14 protein-coding genes are annotated in these 18,538 nt (G+C 65.5%); 13 read left to right on the forward strand and 1 reads right to left on the reverse strand.

What is annotated here, in order from left to right; all coding sequences use genetic code 11:
• The 10 genes from ACS7SF_RS26005 (at position 1) to ACS7SF_RS26050 (ending at position 12,317) form a co-directional block, all read left to right on the forward strand.
• The gene (locus tag ACS7SF_RS26005) at positions 1-1,290 is read left to right on the forward strand and encodes an NAD(P)/FAD-dependent oxidoreductase (protein ID WP_439893339.1); all 1,290 of its coding nucleotides are present in this window, start codon (positions 1-3) and stop codon (positions 1,288-1,290) included.
• A 73-nt stretch (positions 1,291-1,363) separates the two neighbouring features.
• Positions 1,364-2,983 (forward strand): ABC transporter substrate-binding protein, encoded by a 1,620-nt coding sequence (locus ACS7SF_RS26010; RefSeq protein ID WP_439893340.1) that lies wholly within the window; start codon positions 1,364-1,366, stop codon positions 2,981-2,983.
• A 51-nt stretch (positions 2,984-3,034) separates the two neighbouring features.
• Entirely contained in the window at positions 3,035-3,991 is a 957-nt protein-coding gene (locus ACS7SF_RS26015) for an ABC transporter permease (RefSeq protein WP_439893341.1), read from the forward strand.
• Positions 3,992-4,015: 24 nt separating this feature from the next.
• A complete protein-coding gene (locus tag ACS7SF_RS26020; RefSeq protein WP_439894484.1) occupies positions 4,016-4,915 on the forward strand; it encodes an ABC transporter permease in 900 nt (299 codons plus the stop codon).
• 2 nt (positions 4,916-4,917) lie between these two features.
• Complete coding sequence (locus ACS7SF_RS26025; RefSeq protein ID WP_439893342.1) at positions 4,918-6,558, forward strand: ABC transporter ATP-binding protein; 1,641 nt, start codon at positions 4,918-4,920, stop codon at positions 6,556-6,558.
• An 18-nt stretch (positions 6,559-6,576) separates the two neighbouring features.
• On the forward strand, positions 6,577-7,665 hold the full coding sequence (locus tag ACS7SF_RS26030; RefSeq protein ID WP_439893343.1) for a tartrate dehydrogenase: 1,089 nt from the start codon (positions 6,577-6,579) through the stop codon (positions 7,663-7,665).
• Positions 7,666-7,691: 26 nt separating this feature from the next.
• Positions 7,692-9,161: an NAD-dependent succinate-semialdehyde dehydrogenase gene (locus ACS7SF_RS26035; protein WP_439893344.1), complete on the forward strand. Its 1,470-nt coding sequence runs from the start codon at positions 7,692-7,694 to the stop codon at positions 9,159-9,161.
• A 234-nt stretch (positions 9,162-9,395) separates the two neighbouring features.
• Complete coding sequence (locus tag ACS7SF_RS26040) at positions 9,396-10,202, forward strand: hypothetical protein (protein ID WP_439893345.1); 807 nt, start codon at positions 9,396-9,398, stop codon at positions 10,200-10,202.
• Positions 10,203-10,212: 10 nt separating this feature from the next.
• A complete protein-coding gene (locus ACS7SF_RS26045) occupies positions 10,213-11,781 on the forward strand; it encodes a hypothetical protein (RefSeq protein ID WP_439893346.1) in 1,569 nt (522 codons plus the stop codon).
• A gap of 107 nt (positions 11,782-11,888) precedes the next feature.
• Positions 11,889-12,317, forward strand: a complete 429-nt coding sequence (locus ACS7SF_RS26050) for an HU family DNA-binding protein (RefSeq protein WP_439893347.1) — start codon at positions 11,889-11,891, stop codon at positions 12,315-12,317.
• A 71-nt stretch (positions 12,318-12,388) separates the two neighbouring features.
• Here the strand turns inward: ACS7SF_RS26050 and chrA are convergent, their stop codons facing one another.
• Positions 12,389-13,624 (reverse strand): chromate efflux transporter, encoded by a 1,236-nt coding sequence (gene chrA, locus ACS7SF_RS26055; protein WP_439893348.1) that lies wholly within the window; start codon positions 13,622-13,624, stop codon positions 12,389-12,391.
• A 479-nt stretch (positions 13,625-14,103) separates the two neighbouring features.
• Between chrA and ACS7SF_RS26060 the strand changes: the two genes are divergently transcribed.
• The 3 genes from ACS7SF_RS26060 to ACS7SF_RS26070 all read left to right on the forward strand — a co-directional run bounded on the left by ACS7SF_RS26060 (position 14,104) and on the right by ACS7SF_RS26070 (position 18,382).
• Entirely contained in the window at positions 14,104-16,209 is a 2,106-nt protein-coding gene (locus tag ACS7SF_RS26060; RefSeq protein WP_439894485.1) for a 3-hydroxybutyrate oligomer hydrolase family protein, read from the forward strand.
• A 260-nt stretch (positions 16,210-16,469) separates the two neighbouring features.
• Positions 16,470-16,688 (forward strand): hypothetical protein, encoded by a 219-nt coding sequence (locus ACS7SF_RS26065; protein ID WP_439893349.1) that lies wholly within the window; start codon positions 16,470-16,472, stop codon positions 16,686-16,688.
• 80 nt (positions 16,689-16,768) lie between these two features.
• Entirely contained in the window at positions 16,769-18,382 is a 1,614-nt protein-coding gene (locus ACS7SF_RS26070) for a methyl-accepting chemotaxis protein (protein WP_439893350.1), read from the forward strand.
• Positions 18,383-18,538: the final 156 nt, after the last annotated feature.

Consider the following 18,538-nt stretch of genomic DNA (forward strand, 5'->3'; position numbering starts at 1 on the left):
ATGAAACTCGACTCCTACTGGAACGACTCGGTGCCCGCACTGGCGCTGGAGGCGCACGATCTGCCGGCGCAGGTGGACGTGGCCATCGTCGGCGGCGGTTTCACGGGGTTGTCGGCGGCGCTGGCGCTTGCGCGGCGCGGCGCCAGCGTGGTCGTGCTGGAGGCAGGGGAGCGGGTGGCACCCGAGGCTTCGGGCCGCAATGGCGGGCACGTGAACAATGGCCTGGCCGTCGACTACGCGGACTTGGCTGCCAAGGTGGGCGTGGAGCGTGCCCGCGCCTGGTATCACGCCTATGACGCTGCCGTGGATACGGTGGAGCGCATCGTGCGCGACGAAGGCATCGCCTGCGACTTCCAGCGCAACGGCAAGCTCAAGCTCGCCACCAAACTGCATCAGATGGACGCACTGCAACGCAGCGCGGACCGCCTGATTGCCGATGGCGTGGATACCGACGTGGAAATCCTCGACGCTGCCCGCGTGCGCGCCGAAGTGCAGAGCGAGCGCTTTCATGGTGGCCTGCTCTACAAGCGCAGCGGTCAGATGCACATGGGCCGATTCGCACAAGGCTTGGCCATGGCGGCACAACGCCAGGGCGCCCAGATTCATACGCGCACTTGCGTGCAACGCATCGAGCGTGTGCAGGGGCAGGTGCATCGCGTGCATACCTCGCGTGGCACGGTGCTCGCCAAGCAGGTGCTGCTGGCCACGGGAGCCTCGCGCCATGGCGGGTACGGCACGTTCGGCTGGCTGCGCCGGCGCATCGTGCCGATCGGCAGCTTCATCGTCACCACGGAACCGCTGGGTGCAGAGCGCGCAAACGCGCTGCTGGCCGCGCGCCGCACGTATGTGACAGTGGCCAACATCCATCATTACTTCCGCCTGACGCCGGACCACCGGCTGGTGTTCGGTGGACGCGCGCGATTTGCGGTGTCCAGCCCGCAGCAGGATGCGGTGAGCGGGGAGGTTCTGCGCGCCGGCCTGACGCAGACCTTCCCGCAGTTGCATGACGTGCGCCTCGACTATTGCTGGGGCGGTCTGGTCAACATCACACAAGACCGCCTGCCGCACGCGGGCGAGCGCGACGGCTTGTTCTATTCCATGGGCTATAGCGGCCACGGCACGCAGATGTCCGTGCACATGGGCGAATGCATGGCTGCGGTGATGGCCGGCGACGCTGCCGCCAACCCGTGGCGCGATCGCGCGTGGAGCGCCATTCCCGGTCACTTTGGCCCGCCGTGGTTCTTGCCGGCGGTGGGCATGTACTACCAGTTGAAAGACAGATTCGCCTAGTCGCGCATCCACCCGCTTCCTCATCACAACACAATCTTGCTGTTTCCACTACAGAGTCATCAGGAGCCCCACCATGAGCGACAGCCGTAACGAGTTCGAGAACCTTGTCGGCCCCGCCGAAAGCCAGCGCGTGATGGCGTCGCTCAAGCGCGGTGCCTCGCGCCGCGATGTGTTGAAGATGCTGATGGCGGGCGGTATGCAGGCCACGCTGGCCGGTAGCCTGGCGGGCACCGCCGTGTCGGTCTATGCGCAGACGCCGCGCCGTGGCGGGCGCATTCGCGTGGCGGCGGCCACGGCGGCCGCCACCGATACGCTGGACCCGGCCAAGCAGTCGAACCAGAACGACTACGTGCGCTGCAACATGGTCTACAACAGCCTGTTCGCGCTGGACGGCAGCCTGACGCCGCGCCCCGCGCTGGCCGAGTCGTATCACACGGCTGACGCCAAGACCTGGGTGCTGACGCTGCGCAAGGGCGTGACCTTCCACGATGGCAAGGCACTGTCCCCGGCGGATGTGGTGTATTCGGTCATGCGCCACAAAGATCCGGCCACGGCTTCCAAGGCCAAGGTCCTGGCCGACCAGATCGAGAGCGTCAAGGCCACCGGCCCGAACGAAGTCACCGTGGTGCTCACGGCTCCCAACGCTGACTTGCCGGTGATCCTGGGCACGTTCCACTTCCACATCGTCAAGGACGGCACTACGGATTTCAGCGCCGGCATTGGCACCGGGCCCTACAAGCTCAAGGAGTTCAAGCCCGGCGTGCGCACGGTGGTTGTGCGCAACGAGGGGTACTGGAAACCGGGCAAGCCGTACCTCGACGAGATCGAATTTGTCGGGATCGGCGATGAAAGTGCACGCGTCAATGCACTGCTCTCCGGCGGGATGGACCTGGTGGCTTCGGTCAACCCGCGCGCCGTGGCCCGCGTCAAGAGCACGCCGGGCTACGCGATCTTCGCCACGCAATCCGGCCAATATTCCGACCTGATCATGCGTCGCGACACGGGCCCGGGCGCGAACCCCGATTTCGTGATGGCGATGAAGTACCTGTTCGACCGCGAGCAGATGAAGAAGACCATCGCGCTGGACTACGCGGTGCTTGGCAACGACCAGCCGATCGACCCGACCAACCGCTTCTATTTCAAGGAGCTGCCGCAGCGTGCCTTCGACATTGAGAAGGCGAAATTCCACCTGCAGAAGTCGGGCGTGACGGGCAAGGTTCCCGTTGTGGCGTCGCCGGCGGCCCAGTATTCGGTTGAGATCGCGTTGGTGCTGCAGCAGACCGCACAGCGCATCGGTCTGGACCTCGACGTTAAGCGCATGCCGGCCGACGGCTACTGGTCCAACCACTGGCTGAACAGCCCGGTTGGCTTCGGCAACGTCAACCCGCGCCCGAGCGCCGACACCATCCTCACGCAGTTCTTCAAGTCCGACGCAGCCTGGAACGAGTCGCGCTGGAAGAGCCCGAAGTTCGACCAGCTGCTGACGAGCTCCCGCGCCGAGACGGATGTCGCCAAGCGCAAGCAGATGTATGCCGACATGCAGACGATGATCCACAACGAAGCGGGTATTGGCATTCCGATGTTCCTGGCCAGCATCGACGGGCACACGACCAAGCTCAAGGGCCTGGCGCCGATTCCGCTGGGCGGCCTGATGGGCTATTCGTTTGCTGAAAACGTCTGGCTCGACGCCTGACGAAGCGAGACGAGCAGGGGCGTCCATGCACAAGGTGATGAAGGTGCTGCCATGAATCGAGTCATCCTCAAGCTGTTGGCGCGGCGCGTGGCGCTGGCGCTGCTGTCGCTGCTGGCGGTATCGGTGATCGTGTTTGCGATCACCGCCGTGCTGCCGGGCGACGCCGCGCAGGAGCAACTGGGCCAGGACGCCACGCCCGAAGCTCTGGCCGCATTGCGCGCGCAGATGGGCCTGAACGTGCCCGCGCCGCAGCGCTACGCACACTGGCTGGCTGGCATTGCACGCGGTGACCTTGGGCAATCCACTACCACGCAGATGCCGGTGGCAGAGCTGGTGGCCAGCCGCCTGCCCAACTCGCTGCTGCTGGCAGCGGTGACGGCGTTGTTTTCCGTGCCGATTGCGCTGAGCCTGGGCATTGCCTCGGCGGTGTGGCGCGGCTCGTGGTTCGACAGGCTGGCATCCACCGCATCGGTGGCGGTGGTGTCGGTGCCGGAGTTTCTGGTGGCGACGCTTGCCGTGCTGGTGTTTGCCGTCAAGCTGCGCTGGCTGCCTGCGCTGTCTTACGTCAACGACATAGAATCGCTCGGCCAGATGCTCCAGGCCTTTGCTATGCCCGTGCTGAGCCTGTGCTGCGTGATCGTCGCGCAGATGATGCGGATGAGCCGCGCGGCTGTCATCGATCAGCTGGAAGCCCCCTACATCGAAATGGTGCGCTTGAAGGGCGCGTCGCCCATGCGCGTGGTACTCGCGCATGCCTTGCCCAATGCCGTGGGGCCGATTGCCAATGCGGTGGCGCTGTCGCTGTCGTATCTGTTGGGCGGCGTGATCATCATCGAGACGATCTTCAACTACCCTGGCATCGCCAAGCTGATGGTCGACGGCGTATCCCAGCGCGACATGCCGCTGGTGCAGGCCTGCGCCATGATCTTCTGCGCGGGCTATCTGCTGCTCGTGACCACGGCCGACGTGCTGGGCATCGTCGCCAACCCGCGTCTGCGTCATCGCTGAGACACCATGGATAAGACCCTGACGATGGAAACCACGCCCACTTCCCCAACCTTGCCAACCACGACACCGCCACCCGCGCCGCGCCACCGGCTTCGGCGCGTGCTGAGCGGCTTCGGCGCGACTGGTCTTATCGGGCTGGCCGTGCTGGTGTTCTGGCTGCTGGCGGCGGTGGCTGGCCCCGCGCTGCTGCCTGCGCATCTGATTACCAGCGGTGACGGCAACGGCGATGTGTTCAGCCCGATGAGCGCCGCACATTGGTTTGGCACCGACTACCTCGGCCGCGACATGTTTGTGCGCGTGGTGGAAGGCGCGCGCTACACCGTGGGCGTGGCGCTGGTGGCGACCTTGCTGGCGAGCGGCACGGGCACGGTGCTGGCCCTGTTCGCCGCGGCCATGGGCGGGTGGGTCGATGCCACGTTGAGCCGCGTGCTCGATACGCTCACCGCCATCCCGAGCAAGATGTTTGCACTGCTGATGGTGGCGGGCTTTGGCTCTTCGGTGACGATGCTGGTGGTGACCGCCGCCATCATCTATGTGCCGGGTGCGTACCGCATTGCGCGGTCGCTGGCGGTCAACATCAACGCTCTGGACTACGTTGTGGTGGCACGCACGCGCGGTGAGGGCACGCTGTACATCATGCTGCGCGAAATCCTGCCCAACATCCTCGGGCCCATGTTGGCCGATCTGGGCTTGCGCTTTGTGTACGTCGTGCTGTTGCTGGCGAGCCTGAGCTTTCTGGGCCTGGGCATTCAGCCGCCGTCGGCGGACTGGGGCTCGCTCGTGCGCGAGAACATCGGCGCGCTGCCGGATGCGGGCGCCTCCGTCATCGTGCCGGCGCTGGCCATTGCGAGCCTGACCATCGCGGTCAATCTCGTCATCGACAACCTGCCGGGCCGTGCGGCCCGCGAACGCGGAGGGCGTTGAACATGGGCGCGTCCGTTGTCGTCAAAGACCTGCACATCACCGCAGGCGAACAGACTCTCGTAGACAATCTCAACTTTGCCATCCAGCCCGGTGAGGTGCTCGCGCTGATTGGCGAATCCGGCTCCGGCAAGACCACCACCGCACTGGCGCTAATGGGGTACGCGCGCCATGGTTGCGAGATTGCCGGTGGCAGCGTGCGCATTGGCGACATCGATGTCCTGCATCTACCGCCCGCCGAGCAACGCGCCCTGCGCGGGCGCACTGTGGCCTACATCGCGCAGAGTGCGGCGGCGTCGTTCAACCCGTCGCGCACCATCCTCGATCAGGTGGTGGAGCCTGCCCGCATTCACGGCACGATGTCGCGCGCGGAAGCCGAGGCCAAGGCCGTGGAGTTGTTCCGCGAACTCGCATTGCCCAATCCCGAAACGATTGGGGACCGCTATCCGCATCAGGTGTCGGGCGGGCAATTGCAGCGGCTGATGGCCGCCATGGCGCTCATCATCGATCCGGATCTGGTGATCCTCGACGAGCCGACCACCGCGCTGGACGTGACCACGCAGATCGAAGTGCTGCGCGCGTTCCGCCGTGTGGTGCGCGAGCGCCGCGCCACCGCTGTCTACGTGAGCCATGACTTGGCCGTGGTCGCGCAGATGGCCGATCACATCCTGGTGTTGCGCGGCGGCCAGATGCAGGAGATCAACCCGACGGCGCACATCCTGGCGACGCCCGATCACGACTACACCAAGAGCCTGCTGGCAGCGGCACGCCCCCAGGCGCGCCCGGCCGAGCACTGCCTGGGCGAGGGCGAATTGCTGCTCGACGTACACGAACTGGGTGCCGGCTACGGCCCCGTGAACGCCAAGGGTCAACCCGCCACACGCATCCTTGATGACATCAACTTCAAGCTCTATCGCGGGCAGGCCATTGGCGTGATTGGCGAATCGGGCTCGGGCAAGACCACGCTGGCGCGCGCCATCGCAGGGTTGATTGCGCCGTGCCAAGGCAACATGACGTTCGCCGGCCGCGAGCTCAAGCCGCTGCTGGCCAACCGGACCCACGAGGAGTTGCGCCGCATCCAGATCGTCTTCCAGATGGCGGATACGGCGCTCAACCCGTCGCATACCATCGAGCGCATCCTGGCGCGGCCGCTGCAGTTCTATAAGGGTTTGAAGGGCGAGGCCTTGCAGCGGCGCATCCGCGAGCTGCTTGATCTCGTGCGCCTGCCGCACAGCGTGGCGCAACGCCTGCCTGCCGGCTTGTCGGGCGGGCAGAAGCAGCGTGTGAACCTGGCGCGTGCCCTGGCTGCCGAGCCTGACCTCATCCTGTGCGACGAAGTGACATCCGCGCTCGACACCGTGGTGGGTGCGGCGGTGCTCAACCTCATGGCCGACCTGCGACGCGATCTGGGTGTGTCATACCTCTTCATCAGTCATGATTTGCACACCGTGCGCGCCGTGTGCGACGAGATCATCGTCATGCAGCACGGCCGCAAGCTCACGCAGGTGGCGCGCGCCGATTTCGATCACGGCCCACATCACCCGTACTATGAGCAACTTGCCAACTCGGTGCCTGAATTGCGCCAAGGCTGGCTTGACGAGCGGGACCACGTGATGCCCCATCCGGCGGCGGCCCTCTCGGCCTAATAAGACAAAAGGAGCAACATGAACCCCGCATTCCGCATCGCGATCATCCCCGGAGACGGCATCGGCAAGGAAGTCATGCCCGAGGGCCTGCGCGTCATCCAGGCGGCGGCCGAGCGCTTTGGCTTCGAGCTGGAGTGCCATCACATCGACTGGGCCAGCTGCGATTACTACGCGCAACACGGCAAGATGATGCCGGACGACTGGAAGGCCCAGCTCAAGGGCATGGACGCCATCTTCTTTGGCGCGGTGGGCTGGCCGGCCACGGTGCCGGATCACATCTCGCTGTGGGGTTCGCTGCTCAAGTTCCGCCGTGAATTCGATCAGTACATCAACCTGCGCCCCGTGCGCCTGTTCGAAGGCGTGACGTGCCCGCTGGCCAACCGCAAGCCGGGCGACATCGATTACTACGTGGTGCGCGAGAACACCGAGGGCGAGTACACCTCGCTCGGCGGCATCATGTACGAAGGCACCGACCGCGAGATCGTGATCCAGGAGTCGGTCTACTCGCGCCGTGGTGCGGAACGTTTGCTGAAGTTCGCCTTCGACCTCGCACAGAGCCGCCCGCGCAAGCACGTGACGCTCGCCACCAAGAGCAACGGCATCGCCATCAGCATGCCGTGGTGGGATGCGCGCGCCGAGGAGGTGGCCAAGCAGTACCCCGACGTTGCGCTCGACAAGCAGCACATCGACATCCTGACTGCGCGCTTCGTGCTGCAGCCGGGCCGCTTTGATGTGGTAGCCGCTACCAACCTGTTCGGCGACATCCTGTCCGACCTCGGCCCGGCGACGACCGGCACGATCGGCCTGGCGCCGTCGGCCAACCTGAACCCGGATCGCACCTTCCCGTCGCTGTTCGAGCCGGTGCATGGCTCCGCGCCCGACATCTACGGCAAGAACATTGCTAACCCGATCGCCATGATCTGGTCGGGCGCGCTGATGCTGGATTTCCTCACGCAAGGGCAGGGCGCCGGGCGTGCCGCGCACGATGCCATCGTGGCGGCCATCGAGACGGTGCTGAAAGTCGGCCCGCACACGCCGGACCTGGGCGGTACGGCCAACACCACGCAGATCGGCGAGGCAATTGCCGCGCTGGTGGCTGTCGCTTGATCGCTGACTTTTTACCGATTCGAACCATGTCTCTTACGCTCACCCGCACCGACCTGATCCGCAACGCCAACTACATCGCTGGCGAATGGGCGGCCGCCGCTGGCTCGCTGCTGGATGTTTCCGACCCGGCAACGGGCAATGTCATCGCCCGCGTGCCCGATTCAGGTGCAACGGAAGCCCACGCCGCGCTGGATGCGGCCCACGCGGCCTTTCCCGCCTGGCGCAAGGTGCCCGCCAAACAGCGCGCGCAGATCATCAAGCGATGGAACGATCTTGTGCTCGCGCATCAGGACGACCTGGGCAAGCTCATCTCGCTGGAGCAGGGCAAGCCGCTGGCGGAGGGCAAGGGCGAGGTGGCCTACGCCGCGAGCTATATCGAATGGTTTGGCGAACAGGCCACGCGGATGAACGGCGAGATCATCCCCGCGCCCGTACCCGGCCGGCGCATGTTTGCGCTCAAGGAGCCGGTGGGTGTGGTGGCGGCCATTACGCCGTGGAATTTTCCGGCGGCGATGATCGCGCGCAAGATTGCGCCGGCGCTGGCGGTGGGCTGCACCGTGGTCTGCAAGCCCGCCGAAGACACGCCGCTGACTTCACTCGCCTTGGTGCGGCTCGCGCAGGAAGCGGGTGTGCCGCCCGGTGTGCTCAATATCGTCACGGCGTCGCGCGAACGTACGCCCGAGGTGGTGGACGTGTGGCTGGACGACCCGCGCGTGCGCAAGCTCACGTTCACGGGGTCGACAGCGGTCGGCAAACACCTGGCGCGCCGCAGCGCCGATACGCTCAAGAAGCTGTCGCTCGAACTTGGCGGCAATGCGCCCTTCATCGTGTTTGAAGACGCCGACATCGATGCCGCGGTCGACGGCTTCATGGCCGCCAAGTTCCGCAACGGCGGGCAGACCTGCGTATGCCCGAATCGCGTGTTCGTGCACGACACCGTCCACGATGCGTTTGCAAGCAAGCTCGCCGCACGGGTGGCTGCGCTCAACGTCGGGCCGGCTAGCGACCCCGCCTCGCAGATCGGGCCCATGATCAACGCGCGCGCCGTCGAAAAGATTGACCGGCACGTGCAGGATGCGGTCGCCAAGGGCGCCAAGGTGCTGACCGGTGGCGAACGCCTCACCCAGCTCGGCCCCAACTACTACGCGCCCACGGTGTTGACCCACGCCGATGCCACCATGGCGTGCGCCTGCGAAGAAACCTTCGGCCCCGTCGCGCCGCTGACGCGCTTTACGACCGAAGACGAGGTGATTGCCGCCGCCAATGACACGCCGTTCGGGCTGGCCGCCTATTTCTACAGCCAGGATGTACGCCGCATCTGGCGTGTCGCCGACGCGCTGGAGAGCGGCATCGTCGGCATCAATGAAGGGGCGCTGGCGGCCGAGGCGGCACCCTTTGGCGGCGTGAAGGAATCGGGCTACGGCCGCGAGGGTTCCGTCCACGGGTTGGATGATTACCTTCACACCAAGTACGTCTGCCACGGCCAGCTCGACTAGCGCACGCAAAGCCCCGCGCCTCCGGTGCACTCATGTCCCGGGGGCATCCCCCTAAAAGGCTGTGCGATTTCGGACACAGGTTCGCGACCGCGCCCCGAATGCTCCCTACAATAGCGCCACAAAAATGGCACCGATCGCCTCCGCGCCAAGCCGGCGGAGCGGGGCGACGGGACACTGGGGGCGGGTCTGTTCACACACAACGCGTACATACGCCGTCGGGGCGTCATGCGGGGGATGCTATGCATCGCCGCTGGCGTGGTGCTGGCCGCAGGTTGGCTGGCGTATGCCCGGCAGGCCAGCGCCCGGCTTGACGCGCGGGCGGTCGTTTCCCCCACCGACGTTGCCGCATCGCTTGCGCGCGGGGTGGCGTGGATCTGGCCCAACAGCAATGGCCCGCAGACCAAGTCGACCAATGTGGCGCCATACCGCGAGGCCGCCGTTCTGGTGGAATCGCTCGTGCTACGCGCCGACGGCAGCACTGAGCGTAACGCTCGCACGGCACCCCTGACGCTGGCCGCCGGTGTACGCATCATCCCCGTGGTGCATGTCGAGTCGGCCGCCGATACCGCTGCCGAACTCACGCCTGCCCAGGTCGACACCATTCTTGCCGCCGTGCGCAGGCAAGCCACCACCGCTGTCGCGGGCGGCGGTCTGCTGCAACTCGATTTCGAAGCGCCGCTACGCCAGCGCGAGGCATACCGCACGCTGGTCGCCGCCGTACGCAACACGCTGCCTGCGCAAGTGCGCCTGAGCGTCACGGTGCTGGCGCATTGGTGCACGCAGGGCGATTGGCTGGACCGCCTCCCCGTCGACGAGGTTGTGCCGATGCTGTATCGCCTCGGCCCGCATGCGGATGACTGGCGCCGCCGCTTCACGCAGGACGCTGCCGGCCTCGCGCAACGCTGCCGTGGCCCGGCGCTCGGTTTTGCCACCAACGATCCACCGTCGCCGGCATTGCTGGCCCGCGCGACACGCCCCTATTGGTTCGACGAGTCCGCCTGGTCGAACCCTGCTCGTCCTCCACGCTACCTCGTCCCATGAAGATCGTCCTATGAAGATGATATGCACTTCGCTTCGCCGCCTTGGTTTTGCCCTTGCTGCGCTCTCACTCGCATCTGCGGGCCATGCGGCCCTGCCAGCCGTCGATGAGCGCGACCTGCCCGAAAGCCTGCGCACTGGCTACGTCGGCCCCATCGTCGGCCCGGCGGACGACACGGCTTACGCACATGGCACGCTCGGGCTGATCCGGCCCAGCTATGGCCGCGCGTCGCTGTTTGTCGCCTGGCGCGTCATGCATTTGCCCGTGGGTGCCGTGGCCAAGGAAAGCCATCGGCGGCAGGGGGACTGGGTCAACGGCCCCGCCAAGCCCCCTGCCAAGCGTGGTGAGGACGAAATTGACGCTTGGCTGAAAGCACGCGCTGCCCTGGTGCCAAAGCCGCCGGCCGTGGCGCCCGCGTACTTCCGCCCCGGCAAGTTGCAGGTAGCAGGGCTGCCCGCCATCGACATCGAGACCGGCCAGTGTGGCCCCGACGCCTATGCCTTTGCCACGCGCATGCTGAACGGCCTGGCGGTCGACTCCATGTTGACGGACGCCGACCGCCGCGCCTGGGTCACGCGCCAGGACGCCGTCTTTGCGCGCTGCTCCTGGGCGCCCGGCACCACGCCCGCCCCCGCGCTGCCCGCGCCCCTGCCGGCGAATGCGTTGACCAAGCTGAAGGCGCTCTATGCCTACCAGCACGCCGCCGCGCAGTTCTATGGCGATGATTTTGCCGCTGCCCGCCGCGAGTTCGACGCCATTGCCGCCGAGCCTGGCAACCCGATGCGGCCGTGGGCTGCGTTGGGGGCGTTTCGCAGCATCGTGCGCGGCGCCGTGCGTGACGCCGAGTGGGAGGCCGCCGTGGACGACGTCTGGACCAAACGCGGCCTGCGCGGGGCTGCCTTCAACCAGGCGGTGCGCGAGCCGGCCGCACGCCGCAATGCCCGCGTCAGCGCCGTGTTGAAGGAGCTGGAGGCGCGTGCGCAGGCGATCAAGGCGGACGCTGCATTCGCGCCTGTGCAAGATGCCACCAACTACACCGTGCGCCGCATGCTGGTGCAACTGGCGCCCGCCATTCCGCTGAGCTGGGTGATGACCGCCATGGACCATCCGGAAACCAGCCCGTATTCCTTGGGCATGCTGGCCCTTTTCCAAGAGCTGTATCCGCGTGTATCGCCCGACCGGCCCACGGGGGCGTTTGCGCAGTCCATGCGCCAGCACGCCTGGTTTGACTTCGTGATTGCCGTGCAGGCCTGTTCGGGTGGCCCCGGTGCGCCGGACGCCGCCACTTGTGACAGCGAACACACTCACGCGCTCGCACGCTGGCAGGAGACCAAGGACAACGCCTGGCTGCTCGCCGCGCTCATGACGGCCCGCCAGCCATCCGCGGCCGATTTGCCGGCGGCCGATGCAGCGCGTGCCGTGCCGGCGGATCGCCCCGAATGGGCCAGCCTGCAGTTCTACGCAGCGCGCGTGCTACGCGCCCAGGGCCGGGGTGCAGACGCACGTGCCGCCATAGAGGCGCTGGCCGCATCGCCGGTGGTGCACAAGCGCGATCGCCCGCTTTTGCAGGCGGAACGCTGAGCATTGCGTAGTAAACAGACCCTAGATTTGCTATGCTTCTGCGCAACGTATCGCAGTCGCGATACGCTGAACCTGGAAGCTCCATTCACCTCACTCTGATTTCAACTATGGCGACCAAAGCGAAGACCACAGCAAAGAAGGCTGCCCCGAAGAAGGCCGCGCCGGCAAAGAAAGCCGCGCCGGCGAAGAAGGCCGCCGCCGCACCAGCGTCGGTGAAGCCGCTGAAGGACACGTTCACCAAATCCAGCCTCGTGAGCCACCTGGCTGAGCAGGCACAGGTTGACGCCAAGGCCGTGAAGGCCGTGCTGGCGCATCTGGAGCAGGCCATCGTCGGCGCGCTGCACAAGAAGGGCGCTGGCGAATTCACCCTGCCGGGCCTGTTCAAGGTGACGTCGGTCAAGGTGCCGGCCACCAAGCGCCGCTTCGGCAAGAACCCGTTCACCGGCCTGGAGCAGTGGTTTGAAGCCAAGCCGGCCACGGTGCGCGTGAAGGTCCGTGCCCTGAAGAAGGTCAAGGACGCAGCCCTGAACGGCTAATCCGTACGACGGGAAAAAAAGGGGCTTCGGCCCCTTTTTTCATGCGCGCTCGAAATGCAGGGGAGGGCGAATCAACCCAGAACGGCCTGGCCGATACCTGCCGCCGCACACAGCACCACCACAGCCAGCGGCGGCACCTTCCAGCGCACCAGCAGCAGAAATGCGATGGCCGCGACGGCGAAATCGCGTGCGGAGTGCACCGCGCTCGTCCACACCGGTGAATACAACGCCGTGGCCAGCAACCCCACCACCGCCGCATTCACGCCAGCCAGCACCGATGCCATGGCAGGGCGGCCGCGCATGGCTTGCCAGTAAGGCAATGCCGCACTCACGAGCAACAAGCCCGGCAGAAAGATGCCGGCGGTAGCAATCGCCGCGCCCGCCCAGTGGTTCGGGCCCGGAGCAATGTTCCAGCCGAGGAACGCCGCAAACGTAAACAACGGCCCCGGCACTGCCTGGGCTGCGCCATAACCGGTCAGAAAATCACTGGATGCCACCCAGCCGGTGGCCACTGTTTGCTGCTCGAGAAGTGGCAGCACGACATGCCCGCCGCCAAATACCAGCGCACCGGAGCGATAGAACGCGTCGAACACCCTGGGCGACGGCGATGCATCCAGCGCCGCCAGAACCGGCAGCCCAAATAGCAAGACGCAGAACAACACCAGCGCGATAACACCCGCGACATGCCCGACTCGGAACCCGTGCTGTGGTTCACCGGTTCGCCTCAGGGGCTGCGCGTCCGACGTCCGACACAGCAGCAACCCAAGCACCGCGCCTAGGACAATCACGATCAACTGCGCATACACGGTGCTTAGCACGCTCAGCAGGGCAATGGCGACCAGCGCGATGGCCGCACGCCGGTGGTCCGGGCACAGCCGGCGGGCCATGTCCCACACCGCCTGCGCCACCACCGCGACGGCCACCAGCTTCAACCCGTGAACGAGCCCACTGCCCAGGGCGCCAGTCAGGCTCGGTGCAACGGCGGCAAAGGCCAGCAGCAGGAAAACAGAGGGCAGCGTGAATCCGCACCACGCGGCCAATCCGCCGAGCCAGCCCGCGCGCAGCAGGCCGATGGAGAACCCCACCTGGCTGCTGGCCGGCCCCGGCAGAAACTGGCAAAGCGCCACAAGGTCGGTGAATGCCGCGTCATCGAGCCAGCGGCGGCGCTCCACAAAGGCGTGGCGGAAATAGCCGAGATGGGCGATGGGGCCACCAAAGCTCGTCAGGCCCAATTTGAGAAAAACGCCCAATACCTCGAGTACGGAGCCGCTGCGTTCCGGCTGAGACACGGTCATGCTGGTTGTCATCTGAGGGGATGAAGGATTCTAGTCTGCTGAATCACTGAAATGGGAGGTGAGGGACATGCCCTGCGGGATGCAGTGCTAGGCGCAAAGCGCAGCAATAGCGGGCTATTGCGAGCATTTGCAACGACACGATGCGCCCGCAGGGCATGGCAAGCACCGACCAATTTTAGTGATTCAGTGGACTAGGGTACGGGGGAACAACGGATTGCGCGCGTGCCGGAGGGCGACTGAAATGGGATAGCCGATGGCCTGACCTTGGCTACGCACTCGTAGGCCCTACGTCGGTCTCGCCCGAATGGCTGTCCCTGTCGGGCGGCGGCAATCCGTCCTATACCGATGCATGTTTGCGCCGTTCGGCTTTGGCAGTCTCGTCGTAATGTCGTCGTCATGGAATGCTTCACACGCAACACCAATAACAGGGAGACCGTATGAAAACGATGCAAGGAAAGGGCCGTGGCCGTCGATTGCGCGGTGCACTGCTGATGGTGATGGCCACGTCGGCCCTGCCCGTGGTGGCCGGTTGCGGCGGCAGCAATGACAACAACCCGGCCGCGGGCAACGTCAAACCGTCGTTTGTGGGCGCCGTCACAGTCAAGCATTTCGACGGCGTGAACGACGATCTGCTGACGGCCGGGCTGGGTGCATCGGGGCTTGCCTCGGCCACGGCGCCCACGGTGGCCAACGCCACCGCGCCGACTGCGGCAGAACTGCGGCGCCTGGCCATCTACAACAACTACCGTGCGCTGGTCGATACGAACGCCAAGGGCGGTTACGGCACGCTCTACGGCCCCAATGTCGATGCCAGCGGAAACGTGACGTCGGGCAGCGGCATGGTGCCGGGCACGGAATACATCGCCTATTCGGACGACGGCTCCGGCCAGCAGAACGTGGTGCTGCTGGTGCAGATTCCGGATGCCTTTGATGCGGCCAACGCATGCATCATCACCGCCACCTCATCGGGCTCGCGCGGCGTTTACGGCGCCATCTCGACGGGCGAATGGGGGCTCAAGCGCAAGTGCGCAGTCGCCTATACCGACAAGGGCACGGGCGCCGGCCCGCACGACTTGGCCACCGATACCGTGCCGCTGCAAGACGGCACCCGCACCACGCGCGCGGCGGCCGGCAGCAAGGCGCAGTTTGCCGCGCCGCTCAGCGATAGCCAGCTTGCCGCTTTCAATGTGGCTACGCCGAACCGGCTGGCGTTCAAGCATGCGCATTCCCAGCGCAACCCCGAAAAGGACTGGGGCCGCTTCACGCTGCAGGCGGTGCAGTTTGCGTTCTGGGCCATCAACGACAAGCTCGGCGGTTCCGGTCCAGCCAGCAGCACGCTGCCTGTGCGGCCGGACAACACCATCGTGATTGCCTCCAGCGTGTCCAACGGTGGGGGCGCCGCCATTGCGGCAGCCGAGCAGGATACGAACAACCTCATTGACGGCGTGGCCGTGGGCGAGCCGGGGCTGAACCTGCCGGCCACCACCACGGTGCAGGTGCAGCGCGGCGGTGTGACCTTGCCCATCAGCGGCAAGCCATTGTTCGACTACGTGAGCTATGCCAACGAGTTTCGGTTGTGTGCAGCGCTTTCGAGCAGCGTTTCGGCAGCGCCCGCACAGTCGTTCTTTGCCGGCAACGTCGGCTGGCCGGCCAGCGTGCAGGCCAACCGCTGTGCCGCGCTGCATGCCAACGGCCTGCTGTCGGCGTCCACCACGGCAGCCCAAGCTGACGAGGCCCTGCAGAAGCTGCACACCTACGGCTGGGAGCCCGAATCCGATCTCGTACATGCGTCAATGGCGTATTTCGAGATCGACCCGTCGGTGGCCACCACGTTCGGCAACGCGTTGTCGCGCTCCAGCGTGCTCGACAACCTCTGCAACTTCAGCTTTGCCGCCGTCGATGCGTCTTTCCACCCGACCGCCGTCAACGCCACGGTGCTGGCACAACTGGCCGGCACCGGCAATGGCATTCCGCCGACCACGGGCGTGCAGTTGATCAACAACCTCGCGCAAGGTGGCCCCACGCAGAGCAAGCAGTCGGTCGATTCCTCCGGCACGCAGGCGGCCAACCTGGATGGCGCCCTGTGCCTGCGCAATCTGCTCACCGGCAGCGATGCCGCTTCGCAGGCGCTACAGCTCGGCATTTCGCAGACACTGCGTACTGGCAACCTGGGTGGCAGGCCAGCCCTGATCGTGCAGGGGCGCAACGACGCGCTGCTGCCGGTCAATCATGGCGCCCGTCCATACCTGGGGCTCAACGCGCAGGTGGAGGCGAACAGCAAGCTGTCGTATATCGAGGTGACCAACGCCCAGCACTTCGACGGGTTCATCGACGCTGTGCCCGGTTACGACACGCTGTTCGTGCCGCTCGTGCTGTACGAGCAACGCGCGCTGGATGCGGTGTACGCCAACCTGAAGAACGGCACGCCGCTGCCGCCGTCGCAAGTGGTGCGTACCACGCCGCGCGGGGGCACGGCGGGTGCCGCACCGGCCATCAGCGCCGCCAACGTGCCGAGCTTTACGAACACGCCCGCCGCAGCCGACCGCATCTCGGTGAACGTATCGGGCGGTGTGGCGACCGTGTCGGTGCCCAACTGAGGCCATCGCCGGTGCAATAGACAGCGGGGCTGCCTCCAGTGCGTTCGCCCATGGCGAAACGGACAGAAAGGCGGCCCCGCATTGCGTGTCTGATCGATGGGCCGTGTTTTTTCGCTATATGTGACACGGCCTTAGACGAGAATTAAAATAATTTCAGATCAGAAGATTCCACGCCATCAAGATTCAAAAAAGCTCACCTCTGGTGCGCGTTGATTCTCTCCATTGCGATTGCATGTGCGCTTCTTACCTGTATTGGCGCCATGCACGCCATCATCGGGCATACGTACCGCCCGGTATGCCCTGATTTGAGGCCCATTGCGGCCCATGGCGATACCCACAGCGCGCTCAAGAATCCTTTGCCGATGCCGACATCCTCGATGGAAGCAGCCTGGGCAATCTCGGGTGCGACGGCTTTGAAGATCGGTCAACGACAGCCGCGTTTTTCCCCGAGCTTCTCCTGCTTCAACGCATGCAACTGACTTTCATTGCCGAATCGTTCGGCAATGGATTGCGCAGGGCATGACGTCTCTCTTTGAAGCCGTGAAACAGGAAGAAGCAAATGAGAATCTCGGATATGAAGATCGGGGTACGACTCGGTGCCGCGTTTGCGCTGGTTGTGGCGCTGCTGATCGGTACCGCGGCGGTCGGCATCCAGCGGCTGGATGACAACAACACAAAGATGGGCCGGATCGTCAGCGAGCGCTATTCGCTGATCGCGCTGAGTAACCAGATCAAGAACAACGGCTACAAGGCCAACGGCATTCTCAGCAATCTGCTGCTGGCCTCGTCGGCGGATCAGAAAGCGAAGTACATGAGCGACTACGCGGCCATCCGCCAGGCCAATGGGCAGGCCTATGGCCGCCTGGAAAAGCTGCTGACGACCGATCAGGGCAAGGCGCTCTTCAAGGAGCAGTTCGATGCGCGCTCCGCCTACGGTGCCAGCGTGCGCAAGTTCTTCGAGTTGGTGGATGCCAACAAGCCCGAAGATGCGCGCGTGCTTTACCAGGGGGACATGAGTCGTCTGCAAGACCAGTACTACGTGCTGGTCGACAAGATGGTGGACCACCAGGCCGGCGAGATGGAACGCGACGTGAGCGAAGCCGCCGCGCAGGGTGCCAACGCAAAGATTCAGATGATCGTGCTGGCTGTGCTGGCCACGCTGCTGGCCATTGCCACGGGCGGTTTCATCACCCGCACGATTACGCGTCAGATCCACCATGCGGTGCATCTGGCCGAGGCGGTCGCGCAGGGCGACCTGACGCACCGTCTGGAAGTGGACTCGCAAGACGAGATCGGTCGTCTGCTGGCCGCGCTCAAGCACATGACGGAGAACCTGCACGGCATCGTCGGCCGTGTGCGCGATGGCACGGACACCATCACCCGGGCGTCGCGCGAGGTCGCTAGCGGCAATATGGACCTCTCCAACCGCACCGAGCAGCAGGCCAGCTCGCTGGAAGAAACCGCGGCGGCCATGGAGCAGCTCACTTCCACCGTCAAGCAGAACGCAGACAACGCGCAAGAGGCCAGCCTCCTCGCCTCCAACGCATCGCGGGTTGCCACCAAGGGCGGCGATGCCGTGGGTGAGGCGATCGAGACCATGAGCACCATCAATGCGTCGTCACGCAAGATCGTCGACATCATCGGCGTGATCGACAGCATTGCCTTCCAGACCAACATTCTGGCACTCAACGCCGCGGTGGAAGCCGCACGCGCCGGCGAGCAGGGGCGCGGGTTTGCCGTGGTGGCCGGCGAGGTGCGCAGCCTCGCGCAGCGCAGCGCCGCAGCGGCCAAGGAGATCAAGGCACTGATCGAAGACTCCGTCAGCCACGTCGGCACCGGCACCGCCAAGGTGGAAGAGGCGGGCCAGATCATCCGCGACGTGGTGGCCGGCATCCAGAACGTGACGAACATCGTGTCGGAGATCAGCGCATCGAGCCGCGAGCAGAGCGATGGCATCGAGCAGATCAACCAGGCCATCACCCAGATGGACAAGGCCACGCAGGAGAACGCGTCGCTGGTGGAGGAAAGCGCCACGGCGGCACAGTCCCTCCAGGACCAGGCCGACCAACTGGCCGACATGGTCAGCACTTTCAAGCTCCATGCCGACACCTCCGGCCGCGCGCACGCCGCGCAGGGTGGCGAAGCTCTCATGGCACGCGCCGCCTGGAGCTGAGCGCAACCGCTTTTGCCGTACGTAGTTGCAGCGCTGTTGCCGCAGTGATGTTGCTGTAAGCAGTCCCACGGAGGAGGCACGGGTCGCTGCCAAGTGGCCCGTAAAAGAAGGAATCGACGTAGCGCCCGGGGGCGTCTTGCCCGCTTTGGCGTTTCG

The organism is Ralstonia sp. 25C (genome assembly GCF_051904805.1).
Taxonomy (GTDB): domain Bacteria; phylum Pseudomonadota; class Gammaproteobacteria; order Burkholderiales; family Burkholderiaceae; genus Ralstonia.